Origin of the sequence: Streptomyces sp. NPDC048507, assembly GCF_043199995.1 — a bacterium.
In the GTDB taxonomy this organism is placed as follows: Bacteria; Actinomycetota; Actinomycetes; order Streptomycetales; family Streptomycetaceae; genus Streptomyces.
The window spans coordinates 1-15,860 of the sequence record NZ_JBICWZ010000005.1; the positions used below are offsets into that span (position 1 = coordinate 1).

General features: G+C 71.0%; 11 protein-coding genes. 3 read left to right on the forward strand and 8 right to left on the reverse strand.

Features of this window, described 5'->3' with window-relative positions:
- Window positions 1-479 precede the first annotated feature (479 nt).
- Window positions 480-2,165 (reverse strand): ribonuclease J, encoded by a 1,686-nt coding sequence (locus ACGFXC_RS16020; RefSeq protein WP_393713204.1) that lies wholly within the window; start codon window positions 2,163-2,165, stop codon window positions 480-482.
- Between the two features lie 120 nt (window positions 2,166-2,285).
- Complete coding sequence (gene dapA, locus ACGFXC_RS16025) at window positions 2,286-3,185, reverse strand: 4-hydroxy-tetrahydrodipicolinate synthase (RefSeq protein WP_393713206.1); 900 nt, start codon at window positions 3,183-3,185, stop codon at window positions 2,286-2,288.
- Between the two features lie 481 nt (window positions 3,186-3,666).
- Between dapA and ACGFXC_RS16030 the strand changes: the two genes are divergently transcribed.
- Window positions 3,667-3,906, forward strand: coding sequence for a hypothetical protein (locus ACGFXC_RS16030; protein WP_393713207.1), 240 nt, complete (start codon window positions 3,667-3,669; stop codon window positions 3,904-3,906).
- Between the two features lie 48 nt (window positions 3,907-3,954).
- Window positions 3,955-4,509, forward strand: coding sequence for a PH domain-containing protein (locus ACGFXC_RS16035; RefSeq protein ID WP_393713209.1), 555 nt, complete (start codon window positions 3,955-3,957; stop codon window positions 4,507-4,509).
- A gap of 40 nt (window positions 4,510-4,549) precedes the next feature.
- Here the strand turns inward: ACGFXC_RS16035 and ACGFXC_RS16040 are convergent, their stop codons facing one another.
- From ACGFXC_RS16040 to eccD, 6 genes are all read right to left on the reverse strand, one after another.
- Window positions 4,550-5,017, reverse strand: a complete 468-nt coding sequence (locus tag ACGFXC_RS16040; RefSeq protein WP_393713211.1) for a hypothetical protein — start codon at window positions 5,015-5,017, stop codon at window positions 4,550-4,552.
- 15 nt (window positions 5,018-5,032) lie between these two features.
- A complete protein-coding gene (gene dapB / locus ACGFXC_RS16045; RefSeq protein WP_393713212.1) occupies window positions 5,033-5,785 on the reverse strand; it encodes a 4-hydroxy-tetrahydrodipicolinate reductase in 753 nt (250 codons plus the stop codon).
- A gap of 26 nt (window positions 5,786-5,811) precedes the next feature.
- Window positions 5,812-7,191, reverse strand: a complete 1,380-nt coding sequence (locus tag ACGFXC_RS16050) for a M16 family metallopeptidase (protein ID WP_393713214.1) — start codon at window positions 7,189-7,191, stop codon at window positions 5,812-5,814.
- The gene (locus ACGFXC_RS16055) at window positions 7,188-9,410 is read right to left on the reverse strand and encodes a polyribonucleotide nucleotidyltransferase (RefSeq protein WP_393713777.1); all 2,223 of its coding nucleotides are present in this window, start codon (window positions 9,408-9,410) and stop codon (window positions 7,188-7,190) included. Before ACGFXC_RS16055 ends, ACGFXC_RS16050 begins: the two co-directional genes overlap by 4 nt.
- 286 nt (window positions 9,411-9,696) lie before the next feature.
- Window positions 9,697-9,984, reverse strand: coding sequence for a 30S ribosomal protein S15 (gene rpsO / locus ACGFXC_RS16060; RefSeq protein ID WP_008737721.1), 288 nt, complete (start codon window positions 9,982-9,984; stop codon window positions 9,697-9,699).
- Window positions 9,985-10,158: 174 nt separating this feature from the next.
- On the reverse strand, window positions 10,159-11,685 hold the full coding sequence (eccD, locus tag ACGFXC_RS16065; RefSeq protein WP_393713215.1) for a type VII secretion integral membrane protein EccD: 1,527 nt from the start codon (window positions 11,683-11,685) through the stop codon (window positions 10,159-10,161).
- Window positions 11,686-11,880: 195 nt separating this feature from the next.
- On the opposite strand from eccD, the gene eccCa reads away from it, so the two are divergent.
- Complete coding sequence (eccCa, locus tag ACGFXC_RS16070) at window positions 11,881-15,846, forward strand: type VII secretion protein EccCa (protein ID WP_393713216.1); 3,966 nt, start codon at window positions 11,881-11,883, stop codon at window positions 15,844-15,846.
- Window positions 15,847-15,860 lie beyond the last annotated feature (14 nt).

Below are 15,860 nucleotides of genomic sequence, written 5' to 3' on the forward strand. Positions count from 1 at the left end.
ATCCACCGGAGTGGACGGGGTATCAACTTCTGGCGTTGATTTTTGGCACGCTGTTGAGTTCTCAAGGAACGGACGCTTCCTTTGTACTCACCCTCTCGGGCTTTCCTCCGGGCTTTCGTTCTGTTCTGTTCTTGCGTTTCCGACTCTATCAGACTCTTTCGGGCCCGATTTCCTCGGTGCTTTCCAGGTCCCGCGCTTTCGCGCTTTCCCTTTCCGGCGATTCCGACTCTATCAGATTCTCTTCCGTGCCGTTTCCGGCTGGATTCGAATTCCAATGGCCTTCGGGGGGCCTTTCCCTTTCGGGAGAGCCAGACTTTATCAGGTTTCCCTGGTCTGGAATCCCACCCGCTCGCGCCCGGGGGCCGGACACACGTGTGTGCTCGGGTCCGTGCGGGGGTGGAGAGGTAAACGTACTGGAGCGGGGCCCCTGGATGCAAATCCAGGGGCCCCGCTCCGTGTGGTCACCGCGAAGGACGAGGTCAGACCTCGACGACGACCGGGAGGATCATCGGGCGGCGGCGGTAGCCGTCCGAGACCCACTTGCCCATGGTGCGGCGGATGAGCTGCTGGATCTGGTGCGGCTCGGCCACACCGTCCGCGCCGGCGCGGGCGATGGCTTCCTCGATCTTCGGCAGGATCGCGGCGAACGCCGAGTCCTCGATGCCGGAGCCGCGGGCCTGGATGTTCGGGCCGCTGACGACCTTGCCCGTGGTGCTGTCGACCACCACGAAGACCGAGATGATGCCCTCGTCGCCGAGGATGCGGCGGTCCTTGAGGGAGGCCTCGGTGACGTCGCCGACCGAGAGGCCGTCCACGTACACGTAGCCCGCCTGGACCTTGCCGGAGATCCGGGCCTTGCCGTCGATCAGGTCGACGACCACGCCGTCCTCGGCGATGACGATGCGGTCCTTCGGGACGCCCGTCATGGCACCGAGCTCGGCGTTGGCGCGCAGGTGGCGCCATTCGCCGTGGACCGGCATCAGGTTCCGCGGCTTGCAGATGTTGTAGAAGTACAGCAGCTCACCGGCGGAGGCGTGGCCGGAGACGTGCACCTTGGCGTTGCCCTTGTGCACGACGTTGGCGCCCCAGCGGGTCAGGCCGTTGATCACGCGGTAGACCGCGTTCTCGTTGCCCGGGATCAGGGACGACGCCAGGATCACGGTGTCGCCGGGGACGATCCGGATCTGGTGGTCACGGTTGGCCATGCGGGACAGCGCGGCCATCGGCTCGCCCTGGGAGCCCGTGCAGACCAGCACGACCTCGTCGTCCGGCAGGTCGTCGAGGGTCTTGACGTCGACGACGAGACCGGCCGGGACCCGGAGGTAGCCCAGGTCACGGGCGATGCCCATGTTGCGGACCATGGAACGGCCGACGAAGGCGACCCGGCGGCCGTACTCGTGGGCGGCGTCCAGGATCTGCTGGATGCGGTGCACGTGGCTCGCGAAGGAGGCCACGATGATCCGCTTCTGCGCGCTCGCGAACACGCCGCGGATCGCGTTGGAGATGTCGCGCTCCGGCGGGACGAAGCCCGGGACCTCGGCGTTCGTCGAGTCCGAGAGCAGGAGGTCGATGCCCTCTTCGCTCAGACGCGCGAACGCGTGCAGGTCGGTGAGGCGGTTGTCCAGCGGCAGCTGGTCCATCTTGAAGTCGCCGGTGCACACCACCATGCCGGCGCCGGTGCGGATGGCCACGGCCAGCGCGTCCGGGATGGAGTGGTTGACGGCGACGAACTCGCAGTCGAAGGGGCCCAGGTTCTCGCGCTCGCCCTCCTTCACCTCGAGGGTGTAGGGGCGGATGCGGTGTTCCTGGAGCTTCGCCTCGATGAGGGCCAGGGTCAGCTTGGAGCCGATCAGCGGGATGTCCGCCTTCTCCCGGAGGAGGTAGGGGACGGCGCCGATGTGGTCCTCGTGGCCGTGGGTGAGGACGATGCCCTCGATGTCGTCGAGGCGGTCCCGGATCGACGTGAAGTCCGGCAGGATCAGGTCGATGCCCGGCTGCTCCTCCTCGGGGAAGAGGACGCCGCAGTCGACGATGAGCAGACGGCCGTCGTACTCGAAGACCGTCATGTTGCGGCCGATCTCACCGAGGCCGCCCAGCGGGGTGACCCGGAGGCCGCCCTTCGGGAGCTTCGGCGGCGGGCCCAGTTCAGGGTGCGGATGGCTCAAAAGTCTCTCCTTCACCACGCGCGCCACGTACCCCTGGAGGCACGCGGCGGCGCGCGCATGTCATTCGTGCACTTGCTTTTGTCTGTTTCGTTCTTGCTTGTTCAGTTGTGAAGTCTGTTGTCAGAGCTGTACCCCGCCGGCGGCAAGATCGATCTTGAGCTGCGCGGTCTCTTCGTCGCTCAGGCCGACGAGCGGGAGGCGCAGCGGGCCCGCGGGCAGGCCCTGCAGGTTCAGCGCGCCCTTGGTGGTCATCACGCCCTGGGTGCGGAACATGCCGGTGAAGACGGGCAGCAGCTTCTGGTGGATCTCGGTGGCCTTCTGCACGTCGCCGCCCTGGTGGGCGTCGAGCATGGCACGCAGCTCGGGGGTGACCACGTGGCCCACGACGGAGACGAAGCCGACCGCGCCGACCGACAGGAGGGGCAGGTTCAGCATGTCGTCGCCGGAGTACCAGGCCAGGCCGCTCTGCGCGATGGCCCAGCTGGCACGGCCGAGGTCGCCCTTGGCGTCCTTGTTGGCCACGATACGGGGGTGCTCGGCGAGCCGTACCAGGGTTTCGGTGTTGATCGGAACACCGCTGCGGCCCGGGATGTCGTAGAGCATCACGGGCAGCTCTGTGGCGTCCGCGATGGCCTTGAAGTGCTGGTAGAGGCCTTCCTGCGGCGGCTTGCTGTAGTACGGGGTCACCGCGAGCAGGCCGTGGGCGCCGGTGCGCTCTGCCTGGCGGGCCAGGTCGAGGGTGTGCCTCGTGTCGTTGGTGCCGATGCCGGCCACGACGTGGGCGCGGTCGCCGACCGCTTCGAGTACGGCTCGTACGAGGTCGTTTTTCTCCGCGTCGGTGGTCGTCGGCGACTCACCGGTGGTGCCGTTGATGATCAGGCCGTCGTTGCCTGCGTCCACCAGGTGGACGGCGAGCCGCTGCGCGCCGTCGAGGTCAAGTGCGCCATCAGCCGCGAACGGCGTGATCATGGCGGTGAGGACCCGCCCGAAGGGGGTCTGCGGAGTCGAGATCGGAGCCATGGGTAACACGCTACTCGCTGCCACGCTCGCGGTGTCCCCTCGGGGGACGTCAACACTGGGTTGGAGCCCGGCACTGCCTGCTCGGGGGTTCAAGCAGTGCCGGGTCCGTTTGATCAGCCTAGATGAACTTTCCGAAACGCCGCAATACGGACACTTGGGACTTGTCTCCGTACATCTGTACGCCGGGCGTGCATCGGACCTTGCGGGGCAACGCGACCACCGCCCTCGAAGATCGCCCGGGTCCGCGGTGCGGGCTTGACCCACCCGCTCCGGCGCTCGCGCAAACGCTCCCGCGCGGGCCTGCCGGAGCCGACCCGGGGGCGCGCCCGGTATCACTCGTTCAGCTGACGGGTCGCCATAAATTTTGGTTAATGTCCCGAATTCAGGCACCGATTGGACCGCCCGCTCGTCCTACAAGGAGAACGCTGCCCGTCCCGTCCCGACCGCCCCCAGGGGCCTGACCGCAAGGAGATCCGCTCCCATGTTTCGCCGGCGCGAACCCGTCCCGTTCGCCTTCGTCGCCGAGGCCGACCGATTCCGCAGTAACGTCACTCCGCCGCCGCGCGAGAGTCTGAGCATGACCCAGATCACCGCCCGTAGTCTGGTCGGCCTGACCGTGGTGGCGGGGCTCGTCGGCTCGCTGCTCTTCGGGATGCCCGCACTGCAGCCGTACAAGGCCACCGAGAAGGGCCAGCAGTCGGAGGCCTCCCAGGGGCGGTAGCCTCACGGGCACAGCCCCATCGAACGTGCATGTGAGTGAGGTCCTGCCGTGCCCCTGCCCTTCCTGACGGCCGACGGCGTCTTCGACGCTCACGAGGACGAAGCCCTCCCGCACGCGGATCCCGAACGCTGGCGACGTCCCTACCGGCCCGGACCCTGGCGGGTGGCGGGTGCGGCGGTACTGCTCCTGGTATCCGCCTTCATGCTGCTGGCGACGGTGATCATCGCCTTCGCGGGCACCACAGGTGGCGCCGCCGCAGCAGCGGTCGCCTCGCTCGCCGTGATCGGATCCGCGCTGCGCCTGCTGCGCACCGGCGTCTGGGTGAGCCCCTCGGGTCTGCGCCGGGTCGGCTTCTTCACCACCCGCTCGATCGCCTGGAGCGAGATCGACGGGGTCCGCACGGTCCAGCAGCCCGTGCGCTGGCTGGGCCTGCCGAGGACCGTGCAGGGCCAGGCCCTGACGCTGGCCGGGCGCGGCGGCGCCGAGCTGCCGGTCCTGCTGACCGACCACAGCGCCGACTTCCTGGCCCGCGGCGAGGCCTTCGACCGCGCCGCGGGGCAGGTCGAGGCCTGGGCCCAGGAGTACCGGGCCGTGCCCGCCTGATCCGGCGGCGGCGAGCCGTCCGCGAGGGCCCGTACGGGGATCAGACCCGTACGGGCCCTTCTGCGGTCGGCCGCCCGGCGTGCAGGGCGATCGCCCGCTGCATCGCCTTGCGGGCCCGCGGGGTGTCGCGGGCGTCGTGGTAGGCGACGGCGAGGCGGAACCAGCTGCGCCAGTCCCCCGGCGCGTCTTCCGTCTCGGCCTTGCGGCGCGCGAAGACCTCGTCGGCGGAATCCCGCAGGATCCGGCCGTACGGGTCCCGCTCCAGTTCGTCGACGGGCAGGCCGCCCTCGGCCTCCAGCTCGGTCGCGAGCTGGTTGGCCCGGGTGACGAACCGGGTGTTCATCCAGAGGAACCAGATGCCGATGACCGGCAGGACGAGCACGGCCGCACCGAAGGTGACGGTGAGCCAGGTGCCCTGCTGGAGCAGCATCAGGCCCCGGCTGCCGACCAGGACGAAGTAGACGACCAGGACGGCGGCCGTGAGGAAGTACGTGATCTTCGCGCGCATGCTGCTACTGCCTCATCAGCCGAGGTCGAGGAAGTTTTCCAGGCCGAAGGTGAGGCCCGGGGTCTGCGTCACGCGGCGGGCGCCGAGCAGGATGCCCGGCATGAAGCTGCTGTGGTGCAGGGAATCGTGACGGATGGTCAGGGTCTCGCCCTCGCTGCCGAGCAGGACCTCCTGGTGGGCCAGCAGGCCGCGCAGGCGGACCGCGTGGACCGGGACCCCGTCGACGTCCGCGCCGCGGGCGCCGTCCAGCGCCGTGGCCGTGGCGTCGGGCTGCGTGCCGAGGCCGGCCTCGGCGCGGGCGGCCGCGATGAGCTGGGCCGTGCGGGTCGCCGTACCGGAGGGGGCGTCGACCTTCTTCGGGTGGTGCAGCTCGACGACCTCGACGGACTCGAAGTAGCGGGCGGCCTGGGCGGCGAACTTCATGGTGAGGACGGCGCCGATGGAGAAGTTCGGGGCGATGAGCACCCCGGTCTCCGGGGAGCCCGCCAGCCAGGTCTCCAGCTGGGCGAGGCGGTCCTCGGTCCAGCCCGTGGTGCCGACCACGGCGTGGACGCCGTGGCGGACGAGGAAGTCGAGGTTCCCCATCACCGAGGCGGGGGTGGTCAGCTCGACCGCGACCTGGGCACCGGCCTCGGCGAGCGTCTCCAGCTTGTCGCCCCGGCCGAGGGCGGCCACCAGCTCCATGTCCTCGGCGGCCTCGACCGCCCTGACGGCTTCGGAGCCGATGCGGCCCTGGGCCCCGAGGACTGCCACGCGCAGCTTGCTCATGTTGCTTCCTTCGTGTCCGTACGGAACTAGGCGACCGCTTCGCCGAGGCGGGCGGCCTGCTTCTCCTTCAGCGGGCCGATCACCGCGAGCGAGGGCCGCTGTGCCAGTACATCCTGGGCGACCGCGCGGACCTCGTCCGGGGTCACCCGGGCGATGCGGGCCAGCATGTCGTCGACGGACATCTGGTCGCCCCAGCACAGCTCGCTCTTGCCGATGCGGTTCATGATCGCCCCGGTGTCCTCCAGGCCGAGGACGGTGGAGCCGGAGAGCTGGCCGACGGCGCGCCGGATCTCCTCGTCGGTGAGTCCTTCGGAGGCGGCCTTGTCCAGCTCGTCGCGGCAGATCCGCAGTACGTCGTGGACCTGGCTGGGACGGCAGCCCGCGTACACGCCGAAGAGGCCGGTGTCGGCGAAGCCCGAGGTGTACGAGTACACGCTGTAGGCCAGGCCGCGCTTCTCGCGGACCTCCTGGAAGAGCCGGGAGGACATGCCGCCGCCGAGGGCGGTGTTGAGCACGCCGAGGGCCCAGCGGCGCTCGTCGGTGCGGGCCAGGCCCGGCATGCCGAGGACCACGTGGGCCTGCTCGGTCTTGCGGTTGACCAGCTCGACGCGGCCGGCGGTGCGCAGCCGCTTGGTGCCGGTGCGCGGGCCGACGGGGACGGCGTCGGTGTGCCGCAGGGCGCCGGCCCTGTCGAAGGCCGCGCGGACCTGGCGCACGACCTTGTTGTGGTCGACGTTGCCCGCGGCGGCCACGACCAGGCGGGTCGGGTCGTAGTGCTTCTTCCAGAAGCGGCGGATCCGGTCGGCGCCGAGGGCGTTGATCGTGTCGACGGTGCCGAGGACGGGGCGGCCGAGCGGCGAGTCCCCGTACATGGTCTGCGCGAACAGGTCGTGGACCATGTCGCCCGGGTCGTCCTCGGTCATCGCGATCTCTTCGAGGATGACGCCGCGCTCGGCGTCCACGTCCTCCTCGCGGATCAGCGAGCCGGTGAGCATGTCGCAGACCACGTCGATGGCCAGCGGCAGGTCGGTGTCGAGCACCCGTGCGTAGTAGCAGGTGTACTCCTTCGCCGTGAAGGCGTTCATCTCGCCGCCGACCGCGTCGATCGCGGAGGAGATGTCAAGGGCGCTGCGCTTGGCGGTGCCCTTGAAGAGGAGGTGCTCCAGGTAGTGGGTGGCGCCGTTGAGCGTGGGCGTCTCGTCACGGGAGCCCACGTTCGCCCAGATGCCGAAGGTGGCGGAGCGGACGGAGGGCAGCGTCTCGGTGACGACGCGGAGCCCGCCGGGCAGGACGGTGCGCCGGACGGTGCCGATGCCGTTCTGCCCCGTGAGCAGGGTTTGGGTACGGGCGACGGCCCGCCCCTCCGAAGAGGGGCGGGCCGTCACACGGGAACTACGCGACATCACTTGTCGGAGTCGTCCTTGTCAGCCTCGGCGTCGGCGGTCTCGCCGTCGATCACGGGGATCAGGGAGAGCTTGCCGCGCTGGTCGATCTCGGCGATCTCGACCTGCACCTTGGCGCCGACCGCGACAACGTCCTCGACGTTCTCCACGCGCTTGCCACCGGCGAGCTTGCGGATCTGCGAGATGTGCAGCAGGCCGTCCTTGCCGGGCATCAGGGAGACGAAGGCACCGAAGGTGGTGGTCTTGACGACCGTACCCAGGTACCGCTCGCCGACCTCCGGCATGGTCGGGTTGGCGATCGCGTTGATCGTGGCGCGGGCGGCCTCGGCGGCCGGGCCGTCGGAGGCACCGATGTAGATGGTGCCGTCGTCCTCGATCGTGATCTCGGCGCCGGTGTCCTCCTGGATCTGGTTGATCATCTTGCCCTTGGGGCCGATGACCTCACCGATCTTGTCCACCGGGATCTTGACGGTGATGATCCGCGGGGCGTTCGGGGACATCTCGTCCGGCGTGTCGATCGCTTCCATCATCACGTCGAGGATGTGGAGGCGGGCGTCACGGGCCTGCGTCAGGGCCGCGGCCAGGACGGAGGCGGGGATGCCGTCGAGCTTGGTGTCGAGCTGGAGCGCGGTGACGAACTCCTTGGTGCCGGCGACCTTGAAGTCCATGTCGCCGAAGGCGTCCTCCGCACCGAGGATGTCGGTGAGGGCGACGTAGTGGGTCTTGCCGTCGATCTCCTGGGAGATCAGGCCCATGGCGATGCCGGCGACGGGGGCCTTGAGGGGCACACCGGCGTTCAGCAGCGACATGGTGGAGGCGCAGACCGAGCCCATGGACGTCGAGCCGTTGGAGCCGAGGGCCTCGGACACCTGACGGATCGCGTAGGGGAACTCCTCGCGGGTCGGCAGGACCGGCACGATCGCGCGCTCGGCGAGCGCGCCGTGGCCGATCTCGCGGCGCTTGGGCGAACCCACGCGGCCGGTCTCGCCGACCGAGTACGGCGGGAAGTTGTAGTTGTGCATGTAGCGCTTGCGGGTCACCGGGGAGAGGGTGTCCAGCTGCTGCTCCATGCGGAGCATGTTGAGGGTGGTGACGCCCAGGATCTGGGTCTCGCCACGCTCGAACAGCGCCGAGCCGTGCACGCGCGGGATGGCCTCGACCTCGGCGGCGAGGGTACGGATGTCCGTGAGCCCGCGGCCGTCGATGCGGACCTTGTCCTTGATGACGCGCTCGCGGACCACGGCCTTGGTCAGGCTGCGGTAGGCGGCGGAGATCTCCTTCTCGCGGCCTTCGAAGGCCGGGAGGAGCTTCTCGGCGGCGATCTCCTTGACGCGGTCCAGCTCGGCCTCGCGCTCCTGCTTGCCCGCGATGGTCAGCGCCTGGGTGAGCTCGCCCTTGACGGCGGTCTCGAGGGCCGCGTACACGTCGTCCTGGTAGTCCAGGAAGACCGGGAACTCGCCCTCGGGCTTGGCGGCCTTGGCGGCCAGGTCGGCCTGGGCCTTGCAGAGGACCTTGATGAAGGGCTTCGCGGCGTCCAGACCGGAGGCGACGATCTCCTCGGTCGGCGCCTCGGCGCCGCCCTTGACGAGGGCGATGGTCTTCTCGGTGGCCTCGGCCTCGACCATCATGATCGCGACGTCGCCGTCTTCGAGGGTGCGGCCCGCGACGACCATGTCGAAGACGGCGTCCTCGAGCTCGGTGTGCGTCGGGAAGGCCACCCACTGGCCGCGGATCAGCGCGACGCGGACGCCGCCGATCGGGCCGGAGAAGGGCAGGCCGGCCAGCTGCGTGGACGCGGACGCGGCGTTGATCGCGACGACGTCGTACAGGTGGTCGGGGTTGAGCGCCATGATCGTGGCGACGACCTGGATCTCGTTGCGCAGGCCCTTCTTGAAGGACGGGCGCAGCGGGCGGTCGATCAGGCGGCAGGTGAGGATCGCGTCCTCGGAGGGGCGGCCCTCGCGGCGGAAGAAGGAACCGGGGATCTTGCCGGCCGCGTACTGGCGCTCCTCGACGTCCACCGTCAGGGGGAAGAAGTCGAGCTGGTCCTTGGGCTTCTTCGACGCGGTGGTGGCGGACAGCACCATCGTGTCGTCGTCCAGGTAGGCAACGGCGGAGCCGGCGGCCTGGCGGGCCAGACGGCCCGTCTCGAAGCGGATGGTGCGGGTGCCGAAGGAACCGTTGTCAATGACGGCCTCGGCGTAGTGGGTCTCGTTCTCCACTAGCGTTTTCTCCATATTCGTCGTCTCCGTCCACCACCCGTGTGGTGGGGGACGGTGGCGGAGAAGCGCTCCTGGCGTGCGGGCCGGTCTTCGATCGAAGCACCCGGTTCCTGTCCCCGTCGCGGGGCTTTCCGGATGCCACTACCGAGGACCGGCGGCGTAGGGAGGGCGCTCCTCCTCTTCAGTTGTGCGCTGTGTCCCACACTACAAAGCGTCGGGTGCGTCGCGCACGTACAGCAAAGGGAGCGGCCCCCTCGATGTGGGAACCGCTCCCTTCACAGCGTCTTTACTTGGCGCCGGCCGCACCGCGACGGATGCCGAGGCGCTCGACCAGCGTACGGAAGCGCTGGATGTCCTTCTTGGCCAGGTACTGCAGCAGGCGGCGGCGCTGGCCGACCAGGATCAGCAGACCACGACGGGAGTGGTGGTCGTGCTTGTGGGTCTTGAGGTGCTCGGTCAGGTCCGAGATGCGGCGGGACAGCATGGCGACCTGGACCTCGGGGGAGCCGGTGTCGCCCTCCTTGGCACCAAACTCTGCGATGAGCTGCTTCTTCGTTGCGGCGTCGAGCGGCACGCGTACTCCTCGTAATAGGTCTTCGTTGCCACCGAGTGCCCCAGGTCGAATTCTCTGGGGAGCTTCCGTTACTCGGGAGGCGGGGTCCGCTGAGCGCAGCCTCCAGAGGATTTCCGGGGGCGCGTACACAAACGGCCGTCACACAGCGTACCAGGCTGCCGGGTCCCGGCAGTCTCAGCTGGTGAGAGAGCGGGCGCGGACGTAGACGTCGAGCACGGCCAGGGCGAGCGGGGCCAGGCTGAGCAGCACCGCGGCCTCGGTGAGGTCGAGCAGCCTTCCCCAGAAGGGTGACAGGCCCTTGCGGGGAATGACAAGCGCAATTCCCGCGAGGAGGGCCGCGCCGGCGGCGACGGCGGCGGAGAGCCAGATCGTACGGAGGTCCAGGCCGCCGCGGTCGTGGTGGAGGGCGAGCTCGGCCACCAGGGGGGCGGGCGGGCGCAGGGCGAGGCCGAGGACCAGCAGGGCGACGGCGGCCAGGCCGGCGGCCAGCGCGCAGACCACCTGTGAGGTGTAGCGGAAGAGACGGGCCCGCAGCAGCATCGCCAGCCCGGCGGCCAGCGCCAGCAGCCGGCCCCAGGTGTTGCCGGAGAAGCCGAGGACGGCGGCGGAGCCCACGACCACGGCGGCGCAGCCCCCGACCAGGCCGAGGAGCATCTCGTGGCCGCGGCGGGCCTGGGCCGCGATCTGTTCGGCGTCCAGCCGGGCGGCCGGGTCGTGGCCGGGGTCGGTGCCGGCGGCGCCCTCGGCGGCGTCGGGGTCGCGGCGGGCCGTGCCCTCGTGCCGGTCCGGGGTCTCGTAGTCGTCGACGGCGCTGCGCGGGGCGGCGTATCCGATGGGCAGCCGGGCGAAGCGGGCCGAGAGGCCGGGCAGGAAGGCGACGAGCCCGATGGCGACGGGGGCGCAGACGGCGGCGGTCGCGGTGGCGGAGCCGTCGGCGGCGATGGCGGCGAAGGTGGCCAGGGTCCCGGTGGCGGCGAGGAAGGTGGCCGCGACGAAGGGGGCGTCGCCGTGCGGGGTGAGCGCGACCAGGGCGACGGAGGCGACGAGGACGCAGACGCAGCCGAGCAGGAACTGCAGCCGGCCCGGTCCCTGGCCGGCCGCGGCGGCGACGATGCCGGAGCCGGCGATCAGCAGGTGCGGGAGGGCGCCGAGGCCGAGGGCGACGGCGGAGCCGCGGTCGCGGTAGACGCGGGCGCGCACTCCGGCGGCGGCGGTGAGCAGGACGCCGACGGCCCCGGCGATGATCCCGGGCAGGCCGTGCATGTCGTGGCGGAGCGGGTCGGCGTACCAGAGGACGAAGCCGAGCAGGACGAGGAGCAGCGCGGCTCCGGCCAGGCCGGCTCCGCGCAGCATGCCGTCGCTCCAGCGGTGCCGGTCGCGCACGACCGCCGCGGCGACGGCGTCGGAGACGTCGTCGAAGACGGCGGGCGGCAGGGACTCGGCGAAGGGGCGCAGGCTGAGCACCTCGCCGTCGAGGACCTGCTGGGCGGCGAGGGTGCGGGCGCCGTCGAGGACGGCGCCGGAGCGGCGTACGAGGTGGAAGCCGGTGGGGGCGCCGACGGGCTGGGTCTGGCCGGTGAGGCGCAGCAGCTCGGGGTAGACGTCCGCGACGGCGATGTCCTCGGGGAGGGCGACGTCGATGCGGCTGTCGGGAGCCACGACGGTCACCCTGCAGAATCCCGTCGCCTCGGCCGTACTCACCTGTGTGACCCCCCTGGTTGGCGCCGGTGGCGGCGGCCGATTCGCGGATGCGCATACTGCGCGCGTCACCCTACCCGGCGGGGCCGTGGCGGTCGGCAAGTAGGATCGCCGGGCGCGGAGGAGACCCCCTCCGCGCCCGGGAGTTGGGGGCGCCGGTTGCGATGTCCCGTCCGTTTTCGAGGGATTGATGCTCCGGTGAGCCAGATCGTCGTCAAGCGCCCGCCCCGGTCCCTGCCGCCCGAAGTGCCTTCGGACGAGCTGAGGCTGGAGGCTCCGCCGGAACTCCCCCGGGGTCAGCAGGAGGGCATGCTGATGCAGCTCCTGCCGATGCTCGGCATGGGCTCGTCGGTCGTCTTCTTCTTCATGCCGGGCGCCGCGCCGTTCATGCGCATCATGGGCGTGCTGATGCTGGCGTCGACGGTGGGCATGGTGATCGCGCAGCTGGTGCGGTTCCGGCGCGGTACGCAGGGGCAAATGGCGGACGTGCGCCGGGACTACCTGAAGTACCTGGCGCAGACGCGCCGTCAGGTGCGCAGGACGGCGCGGGCGCAGCGCGACGCGCAGCTCTATCTGCACCCGGCTCCGGAGCAGTTGTGGTCGGTGGTGGCGGAGGGTTCGCGGCTGTGGGAGCGGCGGGTCGGCGACGCGGACTTCGGGCAGGCCCGGCTGGGCCTCGGCGCGCAGCGGCTGGCGACCGCGCTGGTGGCCCCGGACACGGCTCCCGTGGACGAGCTGGAGCCGCTGACGGCGGGGGCGATGCAGCGCTTCCTGAAGGTGCACTCCTCGCTGGAGGGGCTGCCGGTGGCGGTGTCGGTCCGGGCGTTCTACCACGTGACGGTGTCCGGGGAGCCGGAGTCGGCGCGCGGTGCGGCGCGGGCGCTGGTGGCGCAGCTGGCGACGCTGCACTCCCCCGAGGACCTGGTGGTGGCGGTGGTGGCGGCGCGGGGCGCGGTGCCTTCGTGGGACTGGGTGAAGTGGCTGCCGCACGCGCAGGTGCCGGGGCAGGTCGACGGGGCGGGTACGAAGCGGCTGTTCGGCGATGACCTGGCCGAGCTGGAGGGGCTGCTGGGTCCGCGGCTGGAGGGGCGGCCCCGGTTCAGCCGGGAGGTGTCCCCGGTACTGGACCAGCCGCACCTGGTGGTGGTGCTGGACTCCGATTCCCGGCGGGGTCTGGTACCGCCGGACTCGGTGTTCGCGGCGGCGGAGGGCCTGCAGGGCGTGACCGTCGTCGAGGTGGTGGCGGGCGAGCTGGACGAGCCGCGCGGCGGGCTGTCGGTCGTGGTGCGGCCGGGCCGGCTGCGGCTGGAGTCGGGTGCGGGCCTCGTGTACGAGGGCGTTCCGGACACCCTGTCGCTGCCGGCGGCGGAGGCGCTGGCGCGGCAGCTGGCGCCGCTGCGCACGGGCGGCGGTGACGACGACGAGCCGCTGCTGGCGAACCTGGACTTCACCGATCTGCTGAACCTGGGCGACGCGGCCGCCGTCGACGTGTCGCGGACCTGGCGGCCGCGTTCCGCCGGGGAGCGGCTGCGCGTGCCGATCGGAGTGGGCGAGGACGGCGCGCCCGTGATGCTGGACCTGAAGGAGGCCGCGCAGGAGGGCATGGGCCCGCACGGGCTGTGCGTGGGCGCGACGGGTTCGGGCAAGTCGGAGCTGCTGCGGACGCTGGTGCTGGGGCTGGCGGTCACGCACACCTCGGAGACGCTGAACTTCGTGCTGGCCGACTTCAAGGGCGGTGCGACCTTCACCGGCATGGGGCAGATGCCGCACGTCGCGGCGGTGATCACCAACCTGGCGGACGACCTGACGCTCGTGGACCGGATGGGCGACTCGATCCGCGGGGAGCTCCAGCGCCGCCAGGAGCTGCTGCGTTCGGCGGGCAACTACGCGAACATCCACGACTACGAGAAGGCGCGCGCGGCGGGCGCCCCGCTGGAGCCGCTGGCGTCCCTGGTGCTGGTGATCGACGAGTTCAGCGAGCTGCTGACGGCGAAGCCCGATTTCATCGACATGTTCATCCAGATCGGCCGCATCGGCCGTTCGCTGGGCGTGCACCTGCTGCTGGCCTCGCAGCGGCTGGAGGAGGGCAAGCTGCGCGGGCTGGACACGTACTTGTCGTACCGGATCGGTCTGCGGACGTTCTCGGCGGCGGAGTCGCGGACGGCGATCGGCGTGCCGGACGCGTACCACCTGCCCTCGGTGCCCGGTTCGGGCTACCTGAAGTTCGGTACGGACGAGATGACCCGGTTCAAGGCGGCGTACGTCTCGGGCACCTACCGTTCGGGCGGTCCGGAGCTGTCGGTGGGGCCGTTCCCGGTGGAGCGGCGGCCGGTGCTGTTCACGGCGGCGCCGGTGCCGGTGGTGTACGCGGCCCCGGACCCGGCGTACCCGGCGGCGCGGCCGGCCCGGGAGGACGAGGCGCTCGCGGACACGGTGCTGGACGTGATCGTGGGCCGGCTGGAGGGGCAGGGGGTGCCCGCGCACCAGGTGTGGCTGCCGCCGCTGGACCAGGCACCGCCGCTGGACCAGTTGCTGCCGGCGCTGGCGACGGGCGCGGAGCGCGGGCTGCACGCGCAGGGGTACACGCGGCCCGGGGGGCTGGTCGTTCCGCTGGGTCTGATCGACAAGCCCTTCGAGCAGCGGCGCGAGGTGCTGTACCGGGACTTCTCGGGTGCGGCGGGCCACATGATGGTGGTGGGCGGTCCGCAGTCGGGGAAGTCGACGCTGATGCGGACGCTGATCTCCTCGTTCGCCCTCACGCACACCCCGCGCGAGGTGCAGTTCTACGGTCTGGACTTCGGCGGTGGCGCCCTGTCGTCGCTGGCGGAGCTGCCGCACGTGGGCGGGATCGCCTCGCGGCTGGATCCGGAGCGGGTGCGGCGTACGGTCGCGGAGGTGGCGGGGGTGCTGACCCGCCGCGAGGAGTTCTTCCGGGCGAACGGCATCGACTCGATCGGGACCTACCGGCGCCGGCGGGCGGCGGGCGACCTGCCGGGCGAGGCATGGGGCGACGTGTTCCTGGTCGTCGACGGCTGGGGCGGTTTCCGGGGCGAGTACGAGGGTCTGGAGCAGGTGGTCACGGACCTCGCGGCCCGGGGTCTGGGCTACGGCATCCACGTGGTGATCACGGCGGCCCGGTACATGGAGGTGCGGGCGGCGCTGAAGGACCAGATGCTGAGCCGCCTGGAGCTGCGGCTCGGGGACGTCATGGACTCCGAGTTCGACCGGCGGGTGGCGGCCAACGTGCCGACGGGGATGCCGGGGCGCGGGCAGGTCCCCGAGAAGCTGCACTTCCTGGGCGCGCTGCCGCGGGTGGACGGCTCGCACGACGCGGAGAGCCTCTCGGAGGCCACGGCGGCCTTCGTGGCGGCGGTGCGTGCGGGCTGGGCGGGACCGGCGGCTCCGGGCGTACGGCTGCTGCCGCGGCTGCTGCACGCCGACCGGCTGCCCAAGGGCGGGGAGTTCCCGGAGCGGGGGATCGCGATCGGCATCGACGAGACGGCGCTGGAGCCGGTGTTCGTCGACTTCGAGACGGACCCGTTCTTCATGATCTTCGGCGAGAGCGAGTCGGGCAAGACGAACCTGCTGCGGCTCATCGCCCGGCAGATCTCCGAGCGCTACACCCCGGACCAGGCCAAGCTGGTCGTGGGCGACTACCGGCGCGGGCTGCTCGGGGCGCTGCCGGAGGAGTACCTGCTGGAGTACGCGCCGATGGCGAGCTCGCTGCAGATGCACATGGAGGCGCTGGGCGGGGTGTTCTCGCGGCGCCAGCCGCCCCCGGACGTCACGCCGCAGCAGCTGCGGGACCGCAGCTGGTGGACGGGTCCGGACGTGTTCATCGTGATCGACGACTACGACCTGGTCGCCACCAGCCAGGGCAATCCGCTGGCGCAGCTCGTGGAGTTCCTGCCCTTCGCCCGGGACACCGGGGTGCGCTTCATCGTGGCGCGCGGTTCGGCGGGTGCCTCGCGCGCCCTGTACGAGCCGTTCATGCAGCGGTTCAAGGAGCTGGGCGCCCAGGGCGTGGTGCTGTCGGGCGATCCGTCCGAGGGCGATCTGCTCGGTACGGTCCGGCCGCGGCCGATGCCGCCGGGCCGCGGCTACTTCGTCTCGCGCCGCCGGGGCACCTCGCTGGTGCAGCTGGGCCGGATGCCGGGCCTGTAGGCGGCGCCCGCACA

Bases quoted from the DNA above. Each gene is read 5' to 3' on its own strand.
- dapA (WP_393713206.1), bottom strand. From the start codon at position 3,185: ATGGCTCCGATCTCGACTCCGCAGACCCCCTTCGGGCGGGTCCTCACC.
- ACGFXC_RS16030 (WP_393713207.1), top strand. From the start codon at position 3,667: ATGTTTCGCCGGCGCGAACCCGTCCCGTTCGCCTTCGTCGCCGAGGCC.
- ACGFXC_RS16040 (WP_393713211.1), bottom strand. From the start codon at position 5,017: ATGCGCGCGAAGATCACGTACTTCCTCACGGCCGCCGTCCTGGTCGTC.
- dapB (WP_393713212.1), bottom strand. From the start codon at position 5,785: ATGAGCAAGCTGCGCGTGGCAGTCCTCGGGGCCCAGGGCCGCATCGGC.